Genomic DNA, 19,835 nt, shown 5'->3' on the forward strand with positions numbered 1-19,835 from the left:
ATAAAATTAACTTTATTTAAGGGTCCCCATTTTCTTAGAAATCCAAGGGCTTAGTAATAACATGATAAAGAATAGTACTATAGAAGCTCCACCAAGATAGCCAAAGTATTGAACTTCAGAAATTTCCGCAAATAGTTTTGCAAATTGAGCGTTAAGTGCTTGAGCTGCAGTACTAGCTAAGAACCAAAGTGACATGGTTTGTGCAGCAAATGCAGCTGGAGCTAATTTCGTTGTTGCTGATAAGCCAACTGGTGACATCAGTAATTCACCAACTACTACTAGGAAGAATGAAAGAACAATCCACAATGGGCTTATTAATTCTTTACCGCCAGAAGATATCGCAGGGATAATCATGATTAAGAATGATAAACCAGCAAATAATAGTGAGAATGAAAATTTAATTGGTGTAGATGGCTGACGATTGCCCAATTTAACCCAAATCCAAGCAAAGATTGGAGCCATTGTAATGATAAATAATGGGTTTAATGATTGGAACCAAGAAGGTGGAATTTTAAATGATCCAACTGTTAAATCAGTACGTTGTGCTACATAAGTAGCAAGAATGGTTGAACCTTGTTCTTGAATAATCCAGAACATTGTACCCGTAATAAATAAAGGGATATATGCAAGAAGATGTGACTTCTCTTCTTTTTTTGTTTTTTTACTAGAGAACATCCAAATAAATACTGAGATTGGTGCTAATAAACCGATCACTGTGAAGAAGTTAACAGCTCCATCAATTGATAAGTTACCACTCATTGCTGCAATTAAAACTAATACCGCTACTACAATAACTGCTACAATCAATTTTTTAAGAATGCTACTACGTTCTTTAGCATTTAATGGGTTTTTAGGTTCTACACCCGCAAGACCCAATTTTTGTTTTTGATTAAGAGTGAACATAAATAATCCAATAGCCATACCAATTGCCGCAATACCAAAACCTGCATGATAGTTATAATTTTCTTTTACGGCACCTACAACTAATGGAGAGATGAACGCACCTGCGTTGATACCCATATAGAAGATATTGAAGCCTGCATCACGACGGTTATCACCATCTGGATAAATATCACCAACAACTGATGATACGTTTGGTTTTAATAAACCAGTACCAATAATAATAAATACCATTGAAGTAAATAAGAATGGCAAACCACCAGGAACTGCTAAGCAGATATGACCAATCATTATTAAAATACCGCCCCAGAAGATTGTTCTTCTAGTACCTAAAATACGGTCAGCAATCCATGCCCCGATAATACCTGACATATACACTAAAGACCCATAAATTGCCATAATCGAAGTGGCTGTAGTTTTATCTAACCCCAAACCACCTTTTTGTACTGTATCATACATGAAATATATAAGGATTGCCTTCATACCATAGTATGAGAAGCGTTCCCAGAATTCTGTGAAGAACAAACTAAATAATCCCTTTGGATGTCCGAAGAATCCAGTTTGAGGAACTGACTTGACGATTTCCTCTTTAGTTGCCATAAGAAACTCTCCTTCTTTCAATATAAAAAATAGTCTCACAATTCAAACTATAAAGTTTATATCTTAGTAATTTCCGAAGTATGTTGTCCATTATACACGCACAGTTGTTTCATGTCAAAAAATAATCTGAAAAGGTAAAATGTTTATTTTTTGATTTTCTTAATAAGAATAAGTCCTTTAATATCAACATTTGAATATATTTTATAATCAGAAAATTACAACTATTTTATACATTGAAAAACACCCCTAAAAAGGATGTACTTTCCATAAACACATTTTATTTCGCTCATCCATTATTAATTAAGGCACTGTTAATGAATACTGTTGATATTTTTATCTAAAGTGCTAGCACACTAATCGTAATCCGAGTTATGTGCTTGCACAAACTATTCTTTTCAAAATCAATACTCAAATTTAACAGTTCATAATAAAAAAAGAGATGACTTTTGTCATCTCCTAGTTTACCCGAAACTTTTTATATTTTTGCGCAGTCGATTCATGAACTTCTACTTTTAAAACAGTGCCATTTTCATCATAAGCTGTTTCTAATATATGAGCAGATTCATTCAGATAAGAAACAATGTCTCCTCGATCGAACGGTATACAAAATGTACACGTTACATAATCAGAGAAGATGTGTTGACGAATTAATTGTAGTAATTCATCAAGCCCCGCTCCCTCATTAGCTGACATCCAAATTTGATTGTTATTTACATAAGGATAAGCAAGATTAGCTAGGTCTGCTTTGTTAAACACATAAATAGTTGGAATGTCTTCTACACCAACTGCATGCAATGTGTCGTTTGTAACTTCCATCATATATTGGTTTTCTGCATTGGATGCGTCCACCACATGCAAAAGTAAATCTGCATCTCTTGCTTCTTCCAGTGTGGAACGGAAAGCTTTTACTAAATGATGCGGAAGTTTACTTACAAAACCAACTGTATCTGTCAGTAGAAAGCTCTTTTTGTCAGGCAATGTAATTTGTCTTACTGATGTTTCAAGCGTTGCAAATAGCATATTTTTTTCAAAAACTTGTTTATGCTCATCTTGATTAATTTTATTTAGTAATTGATTCATAATAGTAGATTTCCCTGCATTTGTATAACCTACAATTGATACAATTGGAATTTCACTTTTACGACGTTGCTTTCTTTGTGTCTCACGTTGCTCTTTTACAAGCTCTAACTCTTTATTGAGTTTTGCAATTTGTTCTTCAATTTTACGGCGATCAAGTTCGAGTTTTGTTTCACCTGCACCACGGTTTTTAAATCCACCGCCTGTGCCACCACCTTGGCGACTTAAGGAATCTCGAAGTCCAACTAAGCGCGGTAGCATGTATTGCAGTTGCGCTAATTCCACTTGCATTTGTGCTTCCTTCGATTTAGCACGTCTAGCAAATATATCAAGAATAAGCATTGTGCGGTCAATAACCTTACATTCCATATCTCTTTCCAAATTGCGAATTTGTGACGGTGATAATTCATCATCGAATATCACTAAATTTGCATCTGCTTCATCATAGAAATTTTTAATTTCCTCTATTTTACCTGTACCAACATAGTGCGAAGGATTTATACGTTCTAAATTTTGGGTTACAACACCAACCACTTCTACGTTTAGTGCTTCTGCCAAATTTCCTAGTTCTTCTATTGAGTAGTCGAAGTGCAAATCATTACGTAAATTGACTCCAACTAATATGGCTTTCTCGATAAATGGATCCAAAAAATATTCCTCCTTCACAAGTCTTAAGCTTACTATCTAGCAGTCCCTTACTAAAGGTCACTTCTGCTCTTAATTAAAAAGAGAGTAGATTGCTTATTCTACTCTCCTAGCACTTTGTATTATAAGTTATGTTCATCCTAACATAATAAATGTCAATAACTCAAACTTTCACAATATCGATTGTATGAAGGCGTTCTTTTCCTTCTTGCAATTGTTGAAAAACAAACGTCGTATTAGCCAATTTCAATGTATTTCCTTTTACAGGTAATGATAATAAACGTGACCACTGTGTAAGTTTTCTATTTACATCTTTCACATTGAAAATACAACGTTCTATTTGTAATTCTTCATTTGCTTTACGAATTGTATCATCCGCTTTTAGCATGTCATACCTTTCTTGCAAAGGCTGCTCCCACTCGATAAAAAATGGATACGGCAGGGATTCATCTAGTTTTTGCTCAATAAATAACATATTCCATCTAATGACCTTGCCATCTGCTGTTTTTCTTTCGGCTGGCAAAACTCCACTCGTACGATAGCCAAGCTTTTTGAAATAGAGATTTTTCCTTTTTAAATCATCTGACCTTAAGCATAATGAGTAAAAACCTTCACCATCATTAATATCATAAAGTAACTGTTTAACAAGTGGTTGGTTCGTCACCTTTGCAACATCAGCATTTTCCACCGCTAACCATTCAATATAACTATTTCTAGTATATAGCAACGCATTATACGTTCCCCATTGTATATGCTGCCCACCTAAAACTGGATGAATTCCTTCTATTGTAACTTCCTGCACAACTTGAGCTGGACTTTTTGTTGTAAAATATACAACATGATCTAATTCGAACATTTATTACCACCCCTTAGAAAAAATTAGCCTGTAGCCGCATTTTTTTGCAAACTACAGGTGGGCCCCCTTTACCCTCTTCTTTCTTGTTCTAATAATTCTATTGTTCTATCAAATTCATCTTCGATTTCTTTATTTGGTCTATACGTAATTAAGCTAACAATTACTGCGACAATTAAACAAATGATAAAACCTGGAACAATCTCATACATGACCTTATGTAAATGCTCATTAGATCCCCAAATATAAGCAGTTGCAGCACCAGCTACCATGCCTGCTAGAGCACCCCAGTTCGTAATTTTTTTCCAGTAAAGTGTTAACAAGATAATTGGACCAAACGCTGCACCAAACCCAGCCCAAGCAAATGATACAAGATCTAGAATTTTATTGCCTGGTTCCCAAGCCAAATACATCGCTAAAACAGAAACAAGTAATACGGCCATTCGTCCCAAAAATACATATTGTTTATCAGAAGCGTTCGTTTTAAATACCGCTTTATAGATGTCTTCTACCAAAGCAGAAGATGTAACGATTAATTGTGAAGAAATCGTACTCATGATTGCCGCTAAAATAGCCGCTAACATAATACCTGCGATAAACGGATGAAATAGTATTTGACCAAGCGCTATAAATACAGTCTCTGGATTTTTCAAAGTTAGACCTTTTTGTTGGTAATACGAAATCCCCACTAACGCAGTAGCAACCGCACCAATTAAGCTTAATAACATCCACCCGATTCCTATACGTCGTGCTTGTTTTGTTTCTTTTACACTTTTAATAGCCATAAATCGAACAATGATATGGGGTTGTCCAAAATAACCAAGCCCCCAAGCAACAGTTGAAATAACTCCGGTTACCGTAGCACCCGAAAATAAACTTAATAATTTTGGATTCACTTCGTGTATCGAAGCTACTGTCTCTGAAAAACCACCTGTTAAAAACAACCCAAAAATTGGAACTATAATGAGCGCTAAAAACATAACAAGCCCTTGTATAAAGTCTGTATAACTCACTGCTAAGAAACCGCCAAATAACGTATAAGCAATGACCACACCTGAAGTTAACAATAAACCTGTATGGTAGTTATAACCAAATGAACTCTCAAAGAATACTCCACCAGCTACCATCCCTGAAGAGACATAGAAAGTGAAAAATACTAAAATGATGAGACCAGATGCAATTCTTAATAATTTTGTTTTGTCTTTTAAACGATTATCTAAATAACTTGGAATAGTAATTGAATCATTAGATACTTGCGTATACATACGTAAACGTGGTGCCACGAATAGCCAGTTTAAATAGGCCCCTACAGTTAAACCAACGGCAATCCACGCCTCTATTAAACCACTTGCATAAATAGCCCCTGGTAAACCCATTAATAACCAACCTGACATATCTGCTGCTCCAGCACTTAAAGCAGTAACAGCAGGTCCTAACGATCGTCCGCCTAACATATAGTCTGTTAAATTGGACGTTTTACGGAATGCATACCATCCAATGACCAACATTGCAACCATATAAATGAGAATGGCCAATAATTGGAACATATTGTCGGACATCTAGATTCCCCCTTCATATAATTCTGTTTGTATCCATCTATACTTCTCATTACAAAAAATACCCCTATTATAATTGCTAAATATAGTAGTTAAATTCAAAATGTTAAGGATGAATACTTTTAGCTCTTCACAACTCTATCAAATAAAGTTCTTTATATTTTCTATACTATCATATAATTCAGTTATTAATAACCTTAAAAATAGTTGATTATTTATGTATTCTTGCACTCATTTAATAAGGTTTAAAACTACCACATTGTATATTTATTGTATTTTTCAAAAGTAATGCTCAAATTTAATCAATCAACAATTCACTGCCTTATGGAAAAGAACTAACATAATATGTTGATTCGAAATATGGACAATATCTTATTTAATTGATTTTTGTGCTAGTCCTACAACTACTGTTGAAACAGCGATAGATTACGGAGAGATTATTTACCTGTCACCCCTCCGGATGAGTTATGTAATATCATTTTATTTTTAGAAAAGAAATACTAGGGAGAGAAATATTGTGTATAATGAAGCTACAATCGTGTATTTTTAGTGTTCCTGAGGTGAAGCTATTTTGATATACAAGAAGATAAAAGCAAAAAAATTATACGAAGAAGTGGCAGAAACTTTACATGAAATGATACGAACAGGTATACTACGGCCTGGAGATCGACTTGATTCAGTTCAACAGCTTGCAGAAAATTTCCAAGTTAGCCGCTCCGCAATAAGAGAAGCGTTATCCGCTCTTAAAGCAATGGGGTTAGTTGATATAAAACAAGGAGAAGGAACATTTGTAAAATCATTTGATGCGAATCATATGGTCTTTCCATTATCTACTGCTATTCTTATGAATAAAGAAGATATATCCAATCTTCTAGAAGTACGGAAAATTATCGAAGTAGGGACCGTTAGTTCTGCAGCCCGAAATAGAACAGATGCCGATTTAGCAGTCTTACAGAACATTTTAGATGAAATGGGCAAGTTACAGGATGATGGAGAATTAGGCGAAAAAATAGACTTTGAGTTTCATACTGCAATTTCCAAAGCATCGCATAATCCCTTACTATCTATTTTTTTGGATCAAGTATCTGGTTTGATGTTCGAAACGATGAAAGAAACTAGAAGAATTTGGTTGTATTCTAAACAAACAACTCGTGAAAAATTATTTAAAGAACATATACAAATCTATGATGCAATTGTGAAACAGGACGAAGAAAAGGCTAAACAAGCAATGTTCTCACACCTTGAAAATGTTGAAAATATCCTTATGAAATATTTTAAGGAAACAGATATTCAAAAATTGGATCATCAATAATATATAAGGAGTTGCCCGGAATATAATTTTGGGCAACTCCTTTTTTAATTAAAACTAAATCAGTTTTACCTCTTAATAAGATAATCTGACATATATAGGAAGCTATTATTATATAAATTTACTATTAGTAATATATTAATTACGTCAAATGTATTGACTAGTTATCAAAACATGTTAAAATACTTTATAGCTTCAACGCGTTGAAGTGAAAAAGTATAATTCAAGAGATGGACCAACTGTAGTGTTGTAGATAACAGCAAATAGAGACTAGGCGGATGCTGCAAGCCTAGGTTTTTACAATGATGAATTACACCATCAGTTAAACTTGAGACTAATGAAGTGGTCAAAGTAATTTTGACAATTAGGGTGGTACCGCGGAGTTCTCCTTCGTCCCTTTCGATGGGATTGAAGGATTTTTTATTTTAAAGCGAACGCGCTCGTTTGCGCGTAGAGCTAGATAAATTGTAAAAACTGAAGGAGGAATTACCATGTTTCGTATTCAAGCCAAGATGACCCCTTCCTTTTTAGAGGCATTCATCTTAATCATTTTAATTATTGCTACTATGACATTTTGCATAGCGGGTTTTAAATCAGTACCTCATATGCCTATTTTAATCGCTATTCTATTATTAATGGCATATGGTCTATATAAAAGAGTCCCCTACAAAGAGTTAGAAAATGGGCTTGTGGAAGGCGCCTCAGCAGGACTTGGTGCAATTTTCATTTTCTTCTTTATTGGCACATTAATCAGTAGTTGGATGATGAGTGGGACAATTCCTACACTCATCTACTTAGGATTTGAAACGATTACTCCACATTTCTTCTATGCAGTAGTATTTATCGTTACTTGTATTGTAGGGATTGCGATCGGTAGTTCTCTTACGACCACAGCAACTGTAGGAGTAGCCTTTATAGGGATGGCTAGCGCAATGGATATTTCACTTGCGATTACTGCAGGTGCCATTGTATCTGGGGCTTTCTTCGGTGATAAAATGTCTCCATTATCTGATACTTGCAATTTATCTTCTACAATAATGGGCGTCGATTTATTTGAACATATTAAAAATATGTGCTGGACAACCATTCCTGCACTTATTCTTTCATTAATTGTATATGCAATTTTGTCACCATCAAAGGTATTACAAAACGCACATAAAATTACAACATTCAAAACGGGATTGCTTTCAACTGGTATGATTCACTGGTACACATTGATTCCTCTTGTTGTTCTTATTATAATGGCACTGAAAAAAGCACCGGCAGTTTTAACATTAGCTGCGAGCACTATTGTAGCTATTTTGGTTTCTTATTTCCATCATCACTATGGATTTGGTGATGTCTTGAACATTCTATTTAACGGGTATACATCTCATACTGGTATTAAAGATATCGATTCTCTATTATCTCGCGGGGGCATTAATAGCATGATGTTTACTGTTGGCCTTGTAATTTTAGCTCTTAGTATGGGGGGGCTTTTGTTTACTTTAGGTATCATCCAAACATTACTATCCCGTATTGAAAAACTTTTCAAAAGTTTCGGCTCTGTTATTACGGGTGCTGCATTAACAGCCATTGGTGTTAATACATTAATTGGCGAACAATATCTTTCTATCTTATTAACAGGACAAGCATTCCAATCACAATTTGAAAAAGTAGGCTTAAAAAACAAAAACTTAGCACGTGTTGCAGAAGACGCAGGAACTGTTGTCAATCCACTTGTCCCATGGAGTGTATGTGGGATTTTCATCACAAATGTGTTATCTGTATCTACTTGGGATTACTTTCCTTTTGCATTTTTCTGCCTTCTCTCTCCAATCCTAACCGTCATTGCAGGTTGGACTGGTAAGACGCTTTCGTATATCGATAAAAAGTAGCGAATCTACCTTCACAGTTTAGAAAATCCAAAATTATGATACACTTATGCCAACGATTAAATGATAAAGAAGGCGAAAAATGATGGATTTTAATGAAATGAAACAAGGTTTGCTCGAGTATTTATTAAAAGAAGAACTTGTATCAGCAACCATCAGTCAACCACGTACAAAATCTAGTGATTTAAAACGTGTTAAGATGAAACCAATTAAATTAAAAGGCAGTTATCACATTCAATTAGAATATCAATACGAGCGAGTTTTAAAACATGAAAACGTGCCTCTCTCTTTGATTGGCAATAGCTTAAATGAGTTATTTGAACAGTTCCGACAATTCCAGGGTGAATTTATGAAGGAAAATATCCACGTTCAACTTTCTAAGAAAAACAAAGTTCTATGGAAAGCTGAAAAAACGGAAAAGAAAAAAGTGAATTTATCACATAACCGTAAGAAAAATTATTTACTGGATCCCGATCAGCCATACCCATTCTTAATTCGTCTCGGTGTTCAATCTCCCGAAGGCAAAGTTAAAAAACAAAAATATGATAAGTTTAAGCAGATTAACCGTTTTATCGAATTTATACATGTTTCACTTGACTATTTACCAAAGGACCGTACGATTCGTATTTTAGATTTTGGTTCTGGAAAATCATACTTAACATTTGCGCTATATCATTACTTAAAGGTTGAACAAGGATTAGATATCCGCGTTACTGGTCTTGATTTGAAAAAAGAAGTCATTGAAGAATGTGCGGAAATCGCAAAAGACTTGCAGTATGATCAACTAGAATTTTTAGTTGGCGATATTAATGACTATAATGATGAAACAGCCGTTGATATGGTCGTAACTCTTCATGCTTGTGATGTTGCAACAGATATGGCTTTAGCTCGTGCTGTAAAATGGGGTGCTCGTGTAATTTTAAGCGTCCCTTGCTGTCAACATGAACTAAATCGTCAACTACAATCATCATCACTTGATATCATGTTACAACATGGCATTATTAAAGAACGATTTGCAGCTCTTGCAACAGATTCTATTCGTGCTGAAATCTTAAATCTTGTAGGTTATGATGCACAGCTACTAGAATTTATCGATATGGAGCATACACCAAAGAATATCTTAATACGAGCTTACTACACTGGTAAAAAACCGACTATTGTACAAAAAGCGCGTTATAATGCATTTACCGAATTGTTATCCGCCAAACCATTTTTGGAAAATGAATTAAAAGAGTATCTAGATTAATCTTTAACAAAAAACATGTCCCACCTTTTGGTGGGACATGTTTTTTTAAATTTATGTTTAGATTTTTTAGACTGCGTTTACCGATACTGATGATCTTTATCCGTTTCGCTACAGGCGGATGCTTTCTGTAGGAGAAACGACAAGCCTATAACTGCGAAATTATTTAATATATTGATTGCTAACTAAATCCTTTTGAATTATTTTGGTTGGGATTTTAAACTCAACTAGTCCCATGTATCCTGGCGCTACCTCATATTTATCAAATGCTATGACTAATTGATGCTGCTTATTAATATAGAAGTTATGATTTGGTTTAATATTCTTGGATCCATCAAATGTACCAAAATCTTGCCCATCTACACCTTGTACCCAATAGGTTTTATCCATATTAGATTCTTTCATTTCTTTCTTCATCTGTTCCTCGATATAGTTGGAGATGGTTTTGATATAGGCATCGTCTTTGAATAGCATTGGCAGACTTAGAACGACTTTATTTTCTTTATCAATCGTATCGTACTTCATCGTTGTTGATGAAGAGCCCACTGTGTTTACAACATATCGACCGATTGATACAAGTTGCTCGTCATTTGTCTTTACTGAGTAACCACTTTCTACACCATAATGGCCACCACCATTTTTCTTAATATCTGCAACGGTGTCTTTAAAATCACTATAAAGTTTTTTTCCATCTTCAATATATTTTTCGTTTAACTTAGATTCTAATTTATCATCATTTAAACCTTTAATATTTGGTACTTTAATATCTGCTTCATATGTTTCATCTTTTACTTTATATTCACGGAAAGTAAGAATTTTCGCTACTTTATTTATAACTGGTATACCATCTAATGTTTGAGCCATTGCTGGACTAATGTTCACTCCAACAGTGAAAATTGCCACTGCTGCTACAGTACTAAAAAGCCATCTTGGAACTATTTTTTTCTTTTTTCCATTTTTAATAGCCATTTCTACCACTTCATCCAAATTGTCTGGAATAGGGATGCTTTCATATTGATTTTGTAATTCCTTTAGTTTTTTATCCATGGTAATTCTCGCCTTCTTCCTCTTGAAGTTCAATTCTCAAAAGTTTCAATGCTTTGTAAAGCCTGGTTTTAATCGTATTTGTGTTTTCATTGAGAACATAACCTACTTCTTCGATTTTCATATCTTCAAAGAAACGTAATATAACAACTTCACGATATTTTGTTGGTAATGTTGATAACGCTTGTTGAAGATCAATATTTTCATAATGATCTTCTTGTGACGGTGTCAAAAATAATAATGTATCGTCTTCAGTCGGTAAATTACGATTTTTCTTTAAAAAATCAAGCGATGTATTAACGACGATTTTATAAAACCAGCTTTTTAGCTTTGCCTTCTCTATAAGTTGATCATAATATTGCATAGACTTTTGAATACTTTCTTGAACAATATCTAACGCATCTTGTTCGTTTTTCACATAACTATACGCTAGCCAATATAGTTGTTTTTTATTTGCTCGAATAAATGATAATAAATCATCATCATATTTTAGCTGCGCTTTTCTTTTTTTCATTCCTAGAGCTCCTTTAGGGAATTTTCCTGTATACATTTTAAAGACGATTATACATGCATAAAAAGTTTTACTGCAATTTTGGCAACAAAAGCTGAAATATTTAATCTATCAGCTAGGTAACGCTCATTAGATATATAAAACACTAAATATTTATGTATATGAAATTTGGAATATTGTTTGCTTTTCTTCATATACATAAATCAATTTCGTAAATGCTTTTCTAGTTATCAATACAAATATTTTCTAAATAAACAACTCAATAATTCGGATAATATTTCATTTCCAGTATTTACTTAGTATGCCGCTCAGATGGCGCTTCATAGACAATGTTCTAATAGATATACATATAACAATGGCCCATCGCCTTATTTAATGTTCGTGTATTTTATTAAATCTTTGAATTATGAAATTGATTCACATGGGAAAGTATTGCAAAAATTCCATGCTTATTTTCAAGTAATACATAATACAATTTTGTAGATTCATATGTTAATACTCACTTTTATAATTCTTTTCCCCAATTCTATTGATTTTTTTATTGATAATGATTATCATTACTATTAGTGAAACTGAAACGTGAAATGATTCAATAGAAAGAAGGATATAGATGAAAACAAAATCATTAGTAGCCATACTATTAGCAGGAAGCGTTGTCATGACAGGCTGCAATAGTTCAGATACTGCTAAAAAAGAGGATTCCAAATCGAAAACAGAAGCAACAACAGGTCCCACAACATCACCTAAATTACAAAAAGAAATCGATGCTTACAAAGAATTCGCAATGGACCAAATGGACAAATTCACAATTGAAACTGAAAAATTTGTTAAAGCAGTAAAAGCTGGCGATGTAGAAAAGGCAAAAGAAATTTACCCTACTGCTCGTATGTATTTTGAACGTTCAGAACCAATTGCAGAAAGCTTCGGCGACCTTGACCCTCGAATTGATGCTCGTCTTGCAGATTTAAAAGCAGAAGGACAAGGTGAAGAAGAGTGGACTGGTTATCACAAAATCGAATACGGTCTCTGGAAAGAAAACACAACAAAAGGCTATGAAAAAACAGCTGACCAATTACTTGCTGACTCAAAAGAATTACGTGCACGTGTGGAAACTGTTGATGTAACGCCAGACCTTATGATGACTGGTGCTGTTGACTTATTAAATGAAGTATCTACATCAAAAATTACTGGTGAAGAAGAAATCTATTCTCATACTGACTTATATGACTTCAAAGCTAATGTTGAAGGCGCAGAAAAAATCTTTACCATTTTAGAGGATCAAATTACAGATAAAGATCCTAAATTAGCAAAAGATTTAACCGAAAAATTCAAAGCAGTAAATGACTTGTTAGCAAAATATGAAACTAAAAACGGTGGTTATGTTTCATATACAAAACTAACTAAAGACGATACAAAGGCTTTATCGGAAGCTGTTAATCACTTAGGTGAACCATTAAGTCAAATGGGAATTATTATGGAGTGAGTAATCAATGACTAAAACACATAATGATGAAAAACTATTTGATAAAAAAATCACACGCAGACAAATGTTGAAAATGACAGGAGCTGGAGCTGCTGGTATAGCTATTGGCGCATCTGGCATGGGAGGAATTTTAAAAGCATTTGGTAAAGATGTTTTCTTGGATGATGATAATAGCGCAACCAACAAAGTAAACTTTTATGGTAAGCATCAATCAGGAATTGATACTGCTGTACAAACCCATATCTACTTTGCTTCTTTAAATGTTTTAGTTAATTCAAAAGCAGAACTGAAAGAGTTGTTTAAAATGTGGACACCTCTTGCTGTTCACATGATGAATGGCGAAACAATTGGTGCGGAATACAAGAATGGCATGCTTCCACCAAAAGATACAGGCGAAGCAAAAGGACTTGATGCTCGTAACTTATCAATTACATTTGGTGTAGGACCTTCTTTATTTGATAAAAAAGAACTTGGCCTCGCATCTCTAAAACCAACAGAACTAAAAGACCTTCCCCATTTTCCAAAAGACCAACTAGAAGAGGCCTATACAGGTGGAGATATTTGCATTCAAGCTTGTGCGGATGATCCTCAAGTTGCATTCCATGCAGTACGAAACTTAATTAGAGCTGCATCAGGAAAAGTTTCTTTGAAATGGTCACAAGCAGGCTTTAACTCATTCCCTGTTGAAAATGGTAAAAAACAAACTCCTCGTAACTTATTTGCATTTAAAGATGGTACTGAAAATCCAATTACATCAAGTGAAAAAGATATGAATAAGGTTGTTTGGGTACAATCCGGCGAGTCTAAACCATGGATGACTGGTGGCTCTTATTTAATTGTCCGTCGTATTCAATTACATTTAGAAACATGGGATCGTACAGCATTAAAAGAACAAGAAAATACTTTTGGTCGCCATCGTGATAGCGGCGCTCCAATTGGTAAGAAAAATGAATTTGATGCTATGGACATTGAACGTAAAGATGAGAATGGCAACTATATTGTGCCAGAAAACTCACATGTATTCCTTGCAAAACAATCCAAAGCCCGAATCATGAGACGTTCTTATTCTTACTCATCAGGTATTGTAGATTCAACAGGTTCTTATGATGCCGGATTAGTCTTTGTATCATTCCAAAAAAATCCTGATCAGTTTATTAAAATCCAAAACAACCTTGGTCGTTTGGATAAATTAAATGAATATATTACCCATCGAGGCAGCGGTGTCTTTGCTTGCTTCCCTGGCATTAAAAAAGGGAGTTATATAGGTGAAGCATTATTTAATACGTTGTAGTCAATTTGCAATAATCCTTCTCCTTGTTACACTAACAGCAATTCATCCTGTAGCTGCTGCGGAATCTTACAGTCATCTGTATATTTCCATTAGCGATGCAATTATGAATTCCAAACAAGGTGACGATGCAAAAGCAAAAGACGCAATCCAAACTTTCGAAAAAGATTGGAATCAAGCAAACGACAAAAATTCAAAAGAAGCAAAAGCTGTTACTCAAGCGTTGGATGAGGCACAAAACGCATCTTCAAAAGATGATCGTTTAACTGCACTTTCAGCACTTTCAAAAGCATTAACAGCTCTTGAAAAAGCTGAAAACCCGGTTGACGAAAAGGCCGAAAGAAAGGCTTTCGCCACTGCAATGACTCCTGCACTTAATCAATTACAAGCAGCGATCAAAGAAGGTAATGTTGAGAAACTTACAACAGCTTATAATAACTTTAATGCCTTCTGGAAGAAAAAAGAAACACCAGTACGCGAATACGATATTGCTGCATACGGTAAAATTGAAACGAAAATGTCTTTCATACGTATTGCACTTTCTGATGAAAAACCAAATATTGATGCAATTCAAGATCAATATAACGAACTACAAAAAGCCATAACAGATTTTGGGGCTGGTAAGAAAGTCGCTTCAACTGCTAAAGGTACTTTCTCTTTACAGTCATTAGTTGACTTAATCGATGAAGCAAAAACGCAAATTGATGCCAAAGATTATTCAAAAGCTTCTGCAACGATCAAAAAATTCATCACTACTTGGCCAAATGTTGAAGGAGACATTCGCACAAAGAATGCAGGTCTTTATACGAGTATCGAAAGTGATATGCCAATTATCGCCAGTGACTTGATGAAGGACAAAGTTGATACAAAAAATATTAAGTCTCAACTTGATCACTTTAAACAACAAATTCAACTTATTCAAGGTGACCAAAATTATAGTTTTTGGGATTCAGCATTAATCCTACTACGTGAGGGCTTGGAAGCATTATTAATTATCATTGCTTTAATTGCTTTCCTAAAAAAATCCGATCAGCGTCATATGGAAAAATGGATTTATATTGGGGCAGGCATTGGTATTGCTTTAAGTGCTGTTTTAGCGATTTTAATGTCAACTATTTTTAACTCTGGAACGATCAATACAAGCCGTGAAATGATTGAAGGTTATGTAGGTTTAATTGCTGCTGCTATGATGATCGGTATTGGTGTTTGGATGCATAGCAAATCCAATATTAAATCTTGGAATGCTTATATTTCAAAACAAATGAACCATGCTATGTCAAAACAAAGTATGTGGGCAATGGCCTTTATCAGTTTCCTTTCTGTATTCCGCGAAGGTGCTGAAACATTAATCTTTTATATGGGAATTGCACCGAATATGTCAACATCTAGCTTCACTCTAGGAATCGGTGTTGCAATCGCCATTTTAGCTGTTGTAGCTTTCTTATTATTACGTGCTAGTGGCAAAATCCCAGTACATCGATTCTTTGCAGTTGCAACTATATTAATTTACATTCTGGCATTCAAAATTATTGGTGTCAGCATTCACAAATTACAACTTTTAGATATTTTACCTTCCCATATTCTTAACGGATTACCTGTATCGGCTTCAATTGGATTTTATCCAACAGTTGAAACCATTGTAGGGCAAGTTGTTGTACTTGTTTTAGTTGTGTTAACAGTTATTTATAAAAAGCGTAACGAACATAAATAAATCAAACATAGTAAAGAGCTAACGACAAATTTTCGTTAGCTCTTTCTTTTTGTTATACGCGTTCTTAACGATTCAAATCAATTAAATCAAAGTCTTCCATTTATCCCTTATATACAAAACATTAATTAAATAATAGCCAACACGACAGAACTTAAAATCACCGATACAATCGTTAACATGATAAGTGGTTTTAAAGCTCTTGTTTTTAATTCTTTTAAGTCAACTGACATTCCTAATGCAGCCATTGCTACAGCTAAAAAGAAAGTACCTGTTTGAGCGATTATATTTTGCATTCCTTCGCTAAGCCATCCTTGTTGTGTACCCCACGTACCTAGGGCTGAAACAGTTAAGAATCCTAATAAGAAATATGGAAAAGAAGCTTTTTGACCTGTTCCCCCATTTTTAATTTTCATAAACCCTACAAGCAATAATGTTACCGGGAACAATAATAATACACGACTTAGTTTTGCCAATAGAGCTGGAGTTAGTGAAGCATCACCAAATGCGGCTCCTGCTAATGCAGCGTGTGCAATTTCATGTAAACTATATCCTGACCAGTACCCATAAGCTTCTGGCGTTAGGTTCAACAAATGACCAACAGTTGGATAAATTAAGGAGAAAATGGTTCCCATTAAAGCAATCATACCAACCGACATGGCTGTATCTTCTTCTTTAGCTTTTACAATAGGCGAAACTGCAGCTATAGCGGCTGCTCCACAGATTCCTGTACCAAATGCCAATAGCATCGTTAACTTTTCTTCTACGCCTAATAATTTCCCAATAAAAACTGTTAATAAGATTGTACCTACAATGACCCCTGCTGATCGAACAATCAATGGAAGTCCTTCATTTGCTACAACAGCAATATTTAATCGTATTCCATATAAGATAATTGCAAACCGTAAAATTTTCTTAGCTGAAAAATCGATTCCACTTTTCCACTGCTGTGGATAAGGTCGTGTATTTCTAATAATAACTGCAATAATTATAGCAATTGCCAATGGCCCTAAATAATTCAAGAATGGAAGTTTGCTTAGGAAATACGATACAATCGCTATAACAATGGTAAATGCTACTCCTTTAATAACCCCTCCAGATAGTTGCATAATCTCATCTCCTATTTTGTTTTCTATAATCATGATAGAATGTAGCTAATCAAAAAGATAATTAATGATTATTATTAAAACCATAAGTATTTACTTATAGGAGGGTCTATGGCTGATAAACTACAGATTTTCTTAACTGTCGTAAAGCATATGAATTTTTCACGAGCTGCAGAAGAGTTGTATATGACACAGCCGGCTGTCAGCCAATATATAAAAAGTTTAGAAGAAGAACTAAACGTGCAGCTTTTTGATCGTTCAAAAAAAAAGATACAACTTACTAAAGCTGGGGAAATTGTGATCTACTATGGAAAAGAAATAAACATGTTATCCACAAAAATGAATCGAGCATTGGACGATCTGACGAATCATGTTGCTGGTGAATTACTACTTGGTGCAAGTTATTCATATGGTGAATACCTTCTACCCAAATGTTTAGCTGCATTTTTAACAGATTATCCACAAGTATATCCACGTATATGTATCGATAATACAACAGAGATAGCTGATAAGATCATTAATCAAACTTTAGATTTGGGGATAATTGAAGGTTCTATTCCCATTAAACGAATAGTTATGCACAAGATTGCAACAGATCATATGGTCATTGTTGCAAAGTCTGAACAAACTGTGCATAACTTAAATGATCAAACATGGATTATTAGAGAACAGGGATCTGGTACCCGTGAAGCATTCGAACATTTTATAAAGGAACATAATATTGTACCTCATCGTATATTAGAATTTGGTAGCACACAGCTCATAAAAGAAGCCGTTGTAAATGGTCTAGGTGTTGCACTACTCTCTGAATGGACAATTAAAAACGAAATGCAGTTAAACAAGTTACAGATTGTTTTAAAGGATAAATACAATTATAATCGTGACTTCCATGCCATTCATCTCAATACGCCATTCCTTTCAAAAACAACCGAGACATTTCTTGAGTTTTTGAAAAAATAAAAAAGTCCCTGTGAAAAAGCATAGTATCAAAGTGGATATATCAAGGAAAAAGGAGTTGCCAAATGTGCTATATTTGGACAACTCCTTTTTAACATATCTATACGAATTTAATGTATTGTGAAATGTATAATCAAAACCACAATAAGTTTTAGAATTTAATCATTTTGCTTGGAACAACCCATTCGTTGAATTGTTCTTCTGTTAGAAGACCAGTTTCAAGAGCTGCTTCTTTTAATGTTAGACCGTTTTTATGTGCATGTTTAGCAATTTTTGCTGCATTTTCATAACCGATGTATGGGTTAAGAGCAGTTACTAACATTAGTGAGTTGTTTAAGAAGTGTTCAAGTTTATCTTCGTTAGCAGTAATACCTTGTAAGCAATGTTCATCAAAGCTGCGGATTACGTCAGATAATAATTCAACAGATTGCATGAAGTTATAAAGAATAACAGGTTTGAATACATTCAATTCGAAATTACCTTGAGATGCAGCAAAACCAAGAGTTACATCATTACCCATAACTTGTACAGCTACCATTGTAACAGCTTCACATTGAGTTGGGTTTACTTTACCTGGCATAATTGATGAACCTGGTTCGTTTTCTGGGATTGAGATTTCACCAAAACCAGAACGAGGACCTGAAGCTAACCAGCGAACATCGTTGGCAATTTTCATCAAGTCTGCAGCTAGAGCTTTCATAGCACCGTGAGCTGTTACCATTTGGTCATGAGAAGTTAGTGCATGGAATTTGTTTGGTGATGCAACGAATTTTAGACCTGTTTCTTTAGCTAATACAGCAACTACTTTTTCATCGAAGCCGTCAGGAGTATTTAAACCAGTACCTACTGCAGTACCACCGATTGCAAGTTCTAACATATGTTTAGAACTTTCTTCAATCATTTCTTCTGATTTTTCGATCATGTGTAACCAGCCACTAATTTCTTGACCTAATGTTAAAGGAGTCGCATCTTGTAAGTGTGTACGACCAATTTTGATTAGTTGCATAAATTCTTCAGATTTTGCTTTTAAAGTTGCTTTAATTTGACGTAAAGCGGGAATTAAATTCTTTTCTACTGCAATTGAAGTTGCAATATGAATTGCAGTCGGGAACGAGTCGTTCGAGCTTTGAGATTTATTCACATCGTCATTCGGGTGTAGGCGTTCTTCACTACCTTTGGCTTCAAGGTATTCGTTACCAAGGTGAGCAATTACTTCGTTAACGTTCATATTGGTTTGAGTACCACTACCTGTTTGCCAAATAACTAGTGGGAATTCGTTGTCCCATTTACCAGCCATGATTTCATCAGCTGCATAAGCAATCGCATCCGATTTTACTTGAGATAATGTACCAAGTTCAACACATACTTTTGCTACTGATTTTTTAAGTAATGCATAGCCTTGAATAAAGTCGATAGGCATATGTTCAGAACCAATTTTAAAGTTTTGTTTACTACGCTCCGTTTGAGCACCCCATTTATGTTCTGCAGGTACTTTTACTTCTCCCATGGAATCATGTTCAATACGATATTCCAAGTTGTTCATCTCCATTTCTTTTGCTACGAGTTTTGTTCCCACTCATTTCTTATGATAGCGCTTTCCTCTTCAATTGTCTGCTATTCTGATCGGAACATAGTAAAAACCTTGTGAAAAAGTGAATTTCAAACTTTCAAATAAAGACTG

Annotated in this window: 15 protein-coding genes; 7 read left to right on the forward strand and 8 right to left on the reverse strand. The window is 34.6% G+C overall.

What is annotated here, in order from left to right:
• Positions 1-12: 12 nt before the first annotated feature.
• From Q8X41_RS11220 to putP, 4 genes are all read right to left on the reverse strand, one after another.
• Positions 13-1,500 carry a peptide MFS transporter gene (locus Q8X41_RS11220; RefSeq protein WP_397536428.1) on the reverse strand — a complete coding sequence of 496 codons (1,488 nt, stop codon included), beginning with the start codon at positions 1,498-1,500 and terminating at the stop codon, positions 13-15.
• 456 nt (positions 1,501-1,956) lie between these two features.
• The gene (hflX, locus tag Q8X41_RS11225) at positions 1,957-3,225 is read right to left on the reverse strand and encodes a GTPase HflX (protein ID WP_397536429.1); all 1,269 of its coding nucleotides are present in this window, start codon (positions 3,223-3,225) and stop codon (positions 1,957-1,959) included.
• Between the two features lie 160 nt (positions 3,226-3,385).
• The gene (locus tag Q8X41_RS11230; RefSeq protein ID WP_397536430.1) at positions 3,386-4,078 is read right to left on the reverse strand and encodes a VOC family protein; all 693 of its coding nucleotides are present in this window, start codon (positions 4,076-4,078) and stop codon (positions 3,386-3,388) included.
• 68 nt (positions 4,079-4,146) lie between these two features.
• Positions 4,147-5,634 (reverse strand): sodium/proline symporter PutP, encoded by a 1,488-nt coding sequence (gene putP / locus Q8X41_RS11235; protein ID WP_397536431.1) that lies wholly within the window; start codon positions 5,632-5,634, stop codon positions 4,147-4,149.
• A 568-nt stretch (positions 5,635-6,202) separates the two neighbouring features.
• Here putP and Q8X41_RS11240 point away from each other — a divergent pair.
• From Q8X41_RS11240 to Q8X41_RS11250, 3 genes are all read left to right on the forward strand, one after another.
• Entirely contained in the window at positions 6,203-6,943 is a 741-nt protein-coding gene (locus tag Q8X41_RS11240; RefSeq protein WP_397536432.1) for a FadR/GntR family transcriptional regulator, read from the forward strand.
• 488 nt (positions 6,944-7,431) lie between these two features.
• Positions 7,432-8,817, forward strand: coding sequence for a Na+/H+ antiporter NhaC (gene nhaC, locus Q8X41_RS11245; RefSeq protein ID WP_397536433.1), 1,386 nt, complete (start codon positions 7,432-7,434; stop codon positions 8,815-8,817).
• 82 nt (positions 8,818-8,899) lie between these two features.
• Complete coding sequence (locus tag Q8X41_RS11250; RefSeq protein ID WP_397540253.1) at positions 8,900-10,060, forward strand: class I SAM-dependent methyltransferase; 1,161 nt, start codon at positions 8,900-8,902, stop codon at positions 10,058-10,060.
• A 159-nt stretch (positions 10,061-10,219) separates the two neighbouring features.
• Here Q8X41_RS11250 and Q8X41_RS11255 read toward each other — a convergent pair whose 3' ends face one another.
• Together Q8X41_RS11255 and Q8X41_RS11260 are read right to left on the reverse strand one after the other, a co-directional pair.
• Positions 10,220-11,104, reverse strand: a complete 885-nt coding sequence (locus Q8X41_RS11255; protein ID WP_397536434.1) for a DUF3298 domain-containing protein — start codon at positions 11,102-11,104, stop codon at positions 10,220-10,222.
• Positions 11,097-11,615, reverse strand: coding sequence for an RNA polymerase sigma factor (locus Q8X41_RS11260; protein WP_397536435.1), 519 nt, complete (start codon positions 11,613-11,615; stop codon positions 11,097-11,099). Before Q8X41_RS11260 ends, Q8X41_RS11255 begins: the two co-directional genes overlap by 8 nt.
• 607 nt (positions 11,616-12,222) lie before the next feature.
• Here Q8X41_RS11260 and efeO point away from each other — a divergent pair.
• The 3 genes from efeO to Q8X41_RS11275 are packed head-to-tail and all read left to right on the forward strand — an operon-like array spanning position 12,223 to position 16,094.
• Positions 12,223-13,095, forward strand: a complete 873-nt coding sequence (gene efeO / locus Q8X41_RS11265) for an iron uptake system protein EfeO (protein WP_397536436.1) — start codon at positions 12,223-12,225, stop codon at positions 13,093-13,095.
• A 7-nt stretch (positions 13,096-13,102) separates the two neighbouring features.
• Entirely contained in the window at positions 13,103-14,386 is a 1,284-nt protein-coding gene (gene efeB, locus Q8X41_RS11270) for an iron uptake transporter deferrochelatase/peroxidase subunit (protein WP_397536437.1), read from the forward strand.
• Positions 14,361-16,094: an FTR1 family protein gene (locus Q8X41_RS11275; RefSeq protein ID WP_397536438.1), complete on the forward strand. Its 1,734-nt coding sequence runs from the start codon at positions 14,361-14,363 to the stop codon at positions 16,092-16,094. The genes efeB and Q8X41_RS11275 overlap by 26 nt, the downstream gene beginning before the upstream one ends.
• 125 nt (positions 16,095-16,219) lie before the next feature.
• Here Q8X41_RS11275 and Q8X41_RS11280 read toward each other — a convergent pair whose 3' ends face one another.
• On the reverse strand, positions 16,220-17,200 hold the full coding sequence (locus tag Q8X41_RS11280; RefSeq protein ID WP_397536439.1) for a YeiH family protein: 981 nt from the start codon (positions 17,198-17,200) through the stop codon (positions 16,220-16,222).
• A gap of 108 nt (positions 17,201-17,308) precedes the next feature.
• Between Q8X41_RS11280 and Q8X41_RS11285 the strand changes: the two genes are divergently transcribed.
• Positions 17,309-18,157, forward strand: a complete 849-nt coding sequence (locus Q8X41_RS11285) for a LysR substrate-binding domain-containing protein (protein WP_397536440.1) — start codon at positions 17,309-17,311, stop codon at positions 18,155-18,157.
• Positions 18,158-18,305: 148 nt separating this feature from the next.
• Here the strand turns inward: Q8X41_RS11285 and fumC are convergent, their stop codons facing one another.
• Positions 18,306-19,688 carry a class II fumarate hydratase gene (gene fumC, locus Q8X41_RS11290; RefSeq protein WP_397536441.1) on the reverse strand — a complete coding sequence of 461 codons (1,383 nt, stop codon included), beginning with the start codon at positions 19,686-19,688 and terminating at the stop codon, positions 18,306-18,308.
• Between the last annotated feature and the right edge of the window lie 147 nt (positions 19,689-19,835).

The sequence above is a fragment of the Rummeliibacillus pycnus genome (assembly GCF_044359855.1).
In the GTDB taxonomy this organism is placed as follows: Bacteria; Bacillota; Bacilli; order Bacillales_A; family Planococcaceae; genus Rummeliibacillus; species Rummeliibacillus pycnus_A.

What these genes read in the sequence shown, in the direction of transcription:
- Q8X41_RS11220 (WP_397536428.1), bottom strand. Translation starts at nt 1,500, where the DNA reads ATGGCAACTAAAGAGGAAATCGTCAAGTCAGTTCCTCAAACTGGATTC.
- Q8X41_RS11230 (WP_397536430.1), bottom strand. Translation starts at nt 4,078, where the DNA reads ATGTTCGAATTAGATCATGTTGTATATTTTACAACAAAAAGTCCAGCT.
- putP (WP_397536431.1), bottom strand. Translation starts at nt 5,634, where the DNA reads ATGTCCGACAATATGTTCCAATTATTGGCCATTCTCATTTATATGGTT.
- nhaC (WP_397536433.1), top strand. Translation starts at nt 7,432, where the DNA reads ATGTTTCGTATTCAAGCCAAGATGACCCCTTCCTTTTTAGAGGCATTC.
- Q8X41_RS11250 (WP_397540253.1), top strand. Translation starts at nt 8,900, where the DNA reads ATGGATTTTAATGAAATGAAACAAGGTTTGCTCGAGTATTTATTAAAA.
- Q8X41_RS11255 (WP_397536434.1), bottom strand. Translation starts at nt 11,104, where the DNA reads ATGGATAAAAAACTAAAGGAATTACAAAATCAATATGAAAGCATCCCT.
- Q8X41_RS11260 (WP_397536435.1), bottom strand. Translation starts at nt 11,615, where the DNA reads ATGAAAAAAAGAAAAGCGCAGCTAAAATATGATGATGATTTATTATCA.
- efeO (WP_397536436.1), top strand. Translation starts at nt 12,223, where the DNA reads ATGAAAACAAAATCATTAGTAGCCATACTATTAGCAGGAAGCGTTGTC.
- efeB (WP_397536437.1), top strand. Translation starts at nt 13,103, where the DNA reads ATGACTAAAACACATAATGATGAAAAACTATTTGATAAAAAAATCACA.
- Q8X41_RS11280 (WP_397536439.1), bottom strand. Translation starts at nt 17,200, where the DNA reads ATGCAACTATCTGGAGGGGTTATTAAAGGAGTAGCATTTACCATTGTT.
- Q8X41_RS11285 (WP_397536440.1), top strand. Translation starts at nt 17,309, where the DNA reads ATGGCTGATAAACTACAGATTTTCTTAACTGTCGTAAAGCATATGAAT.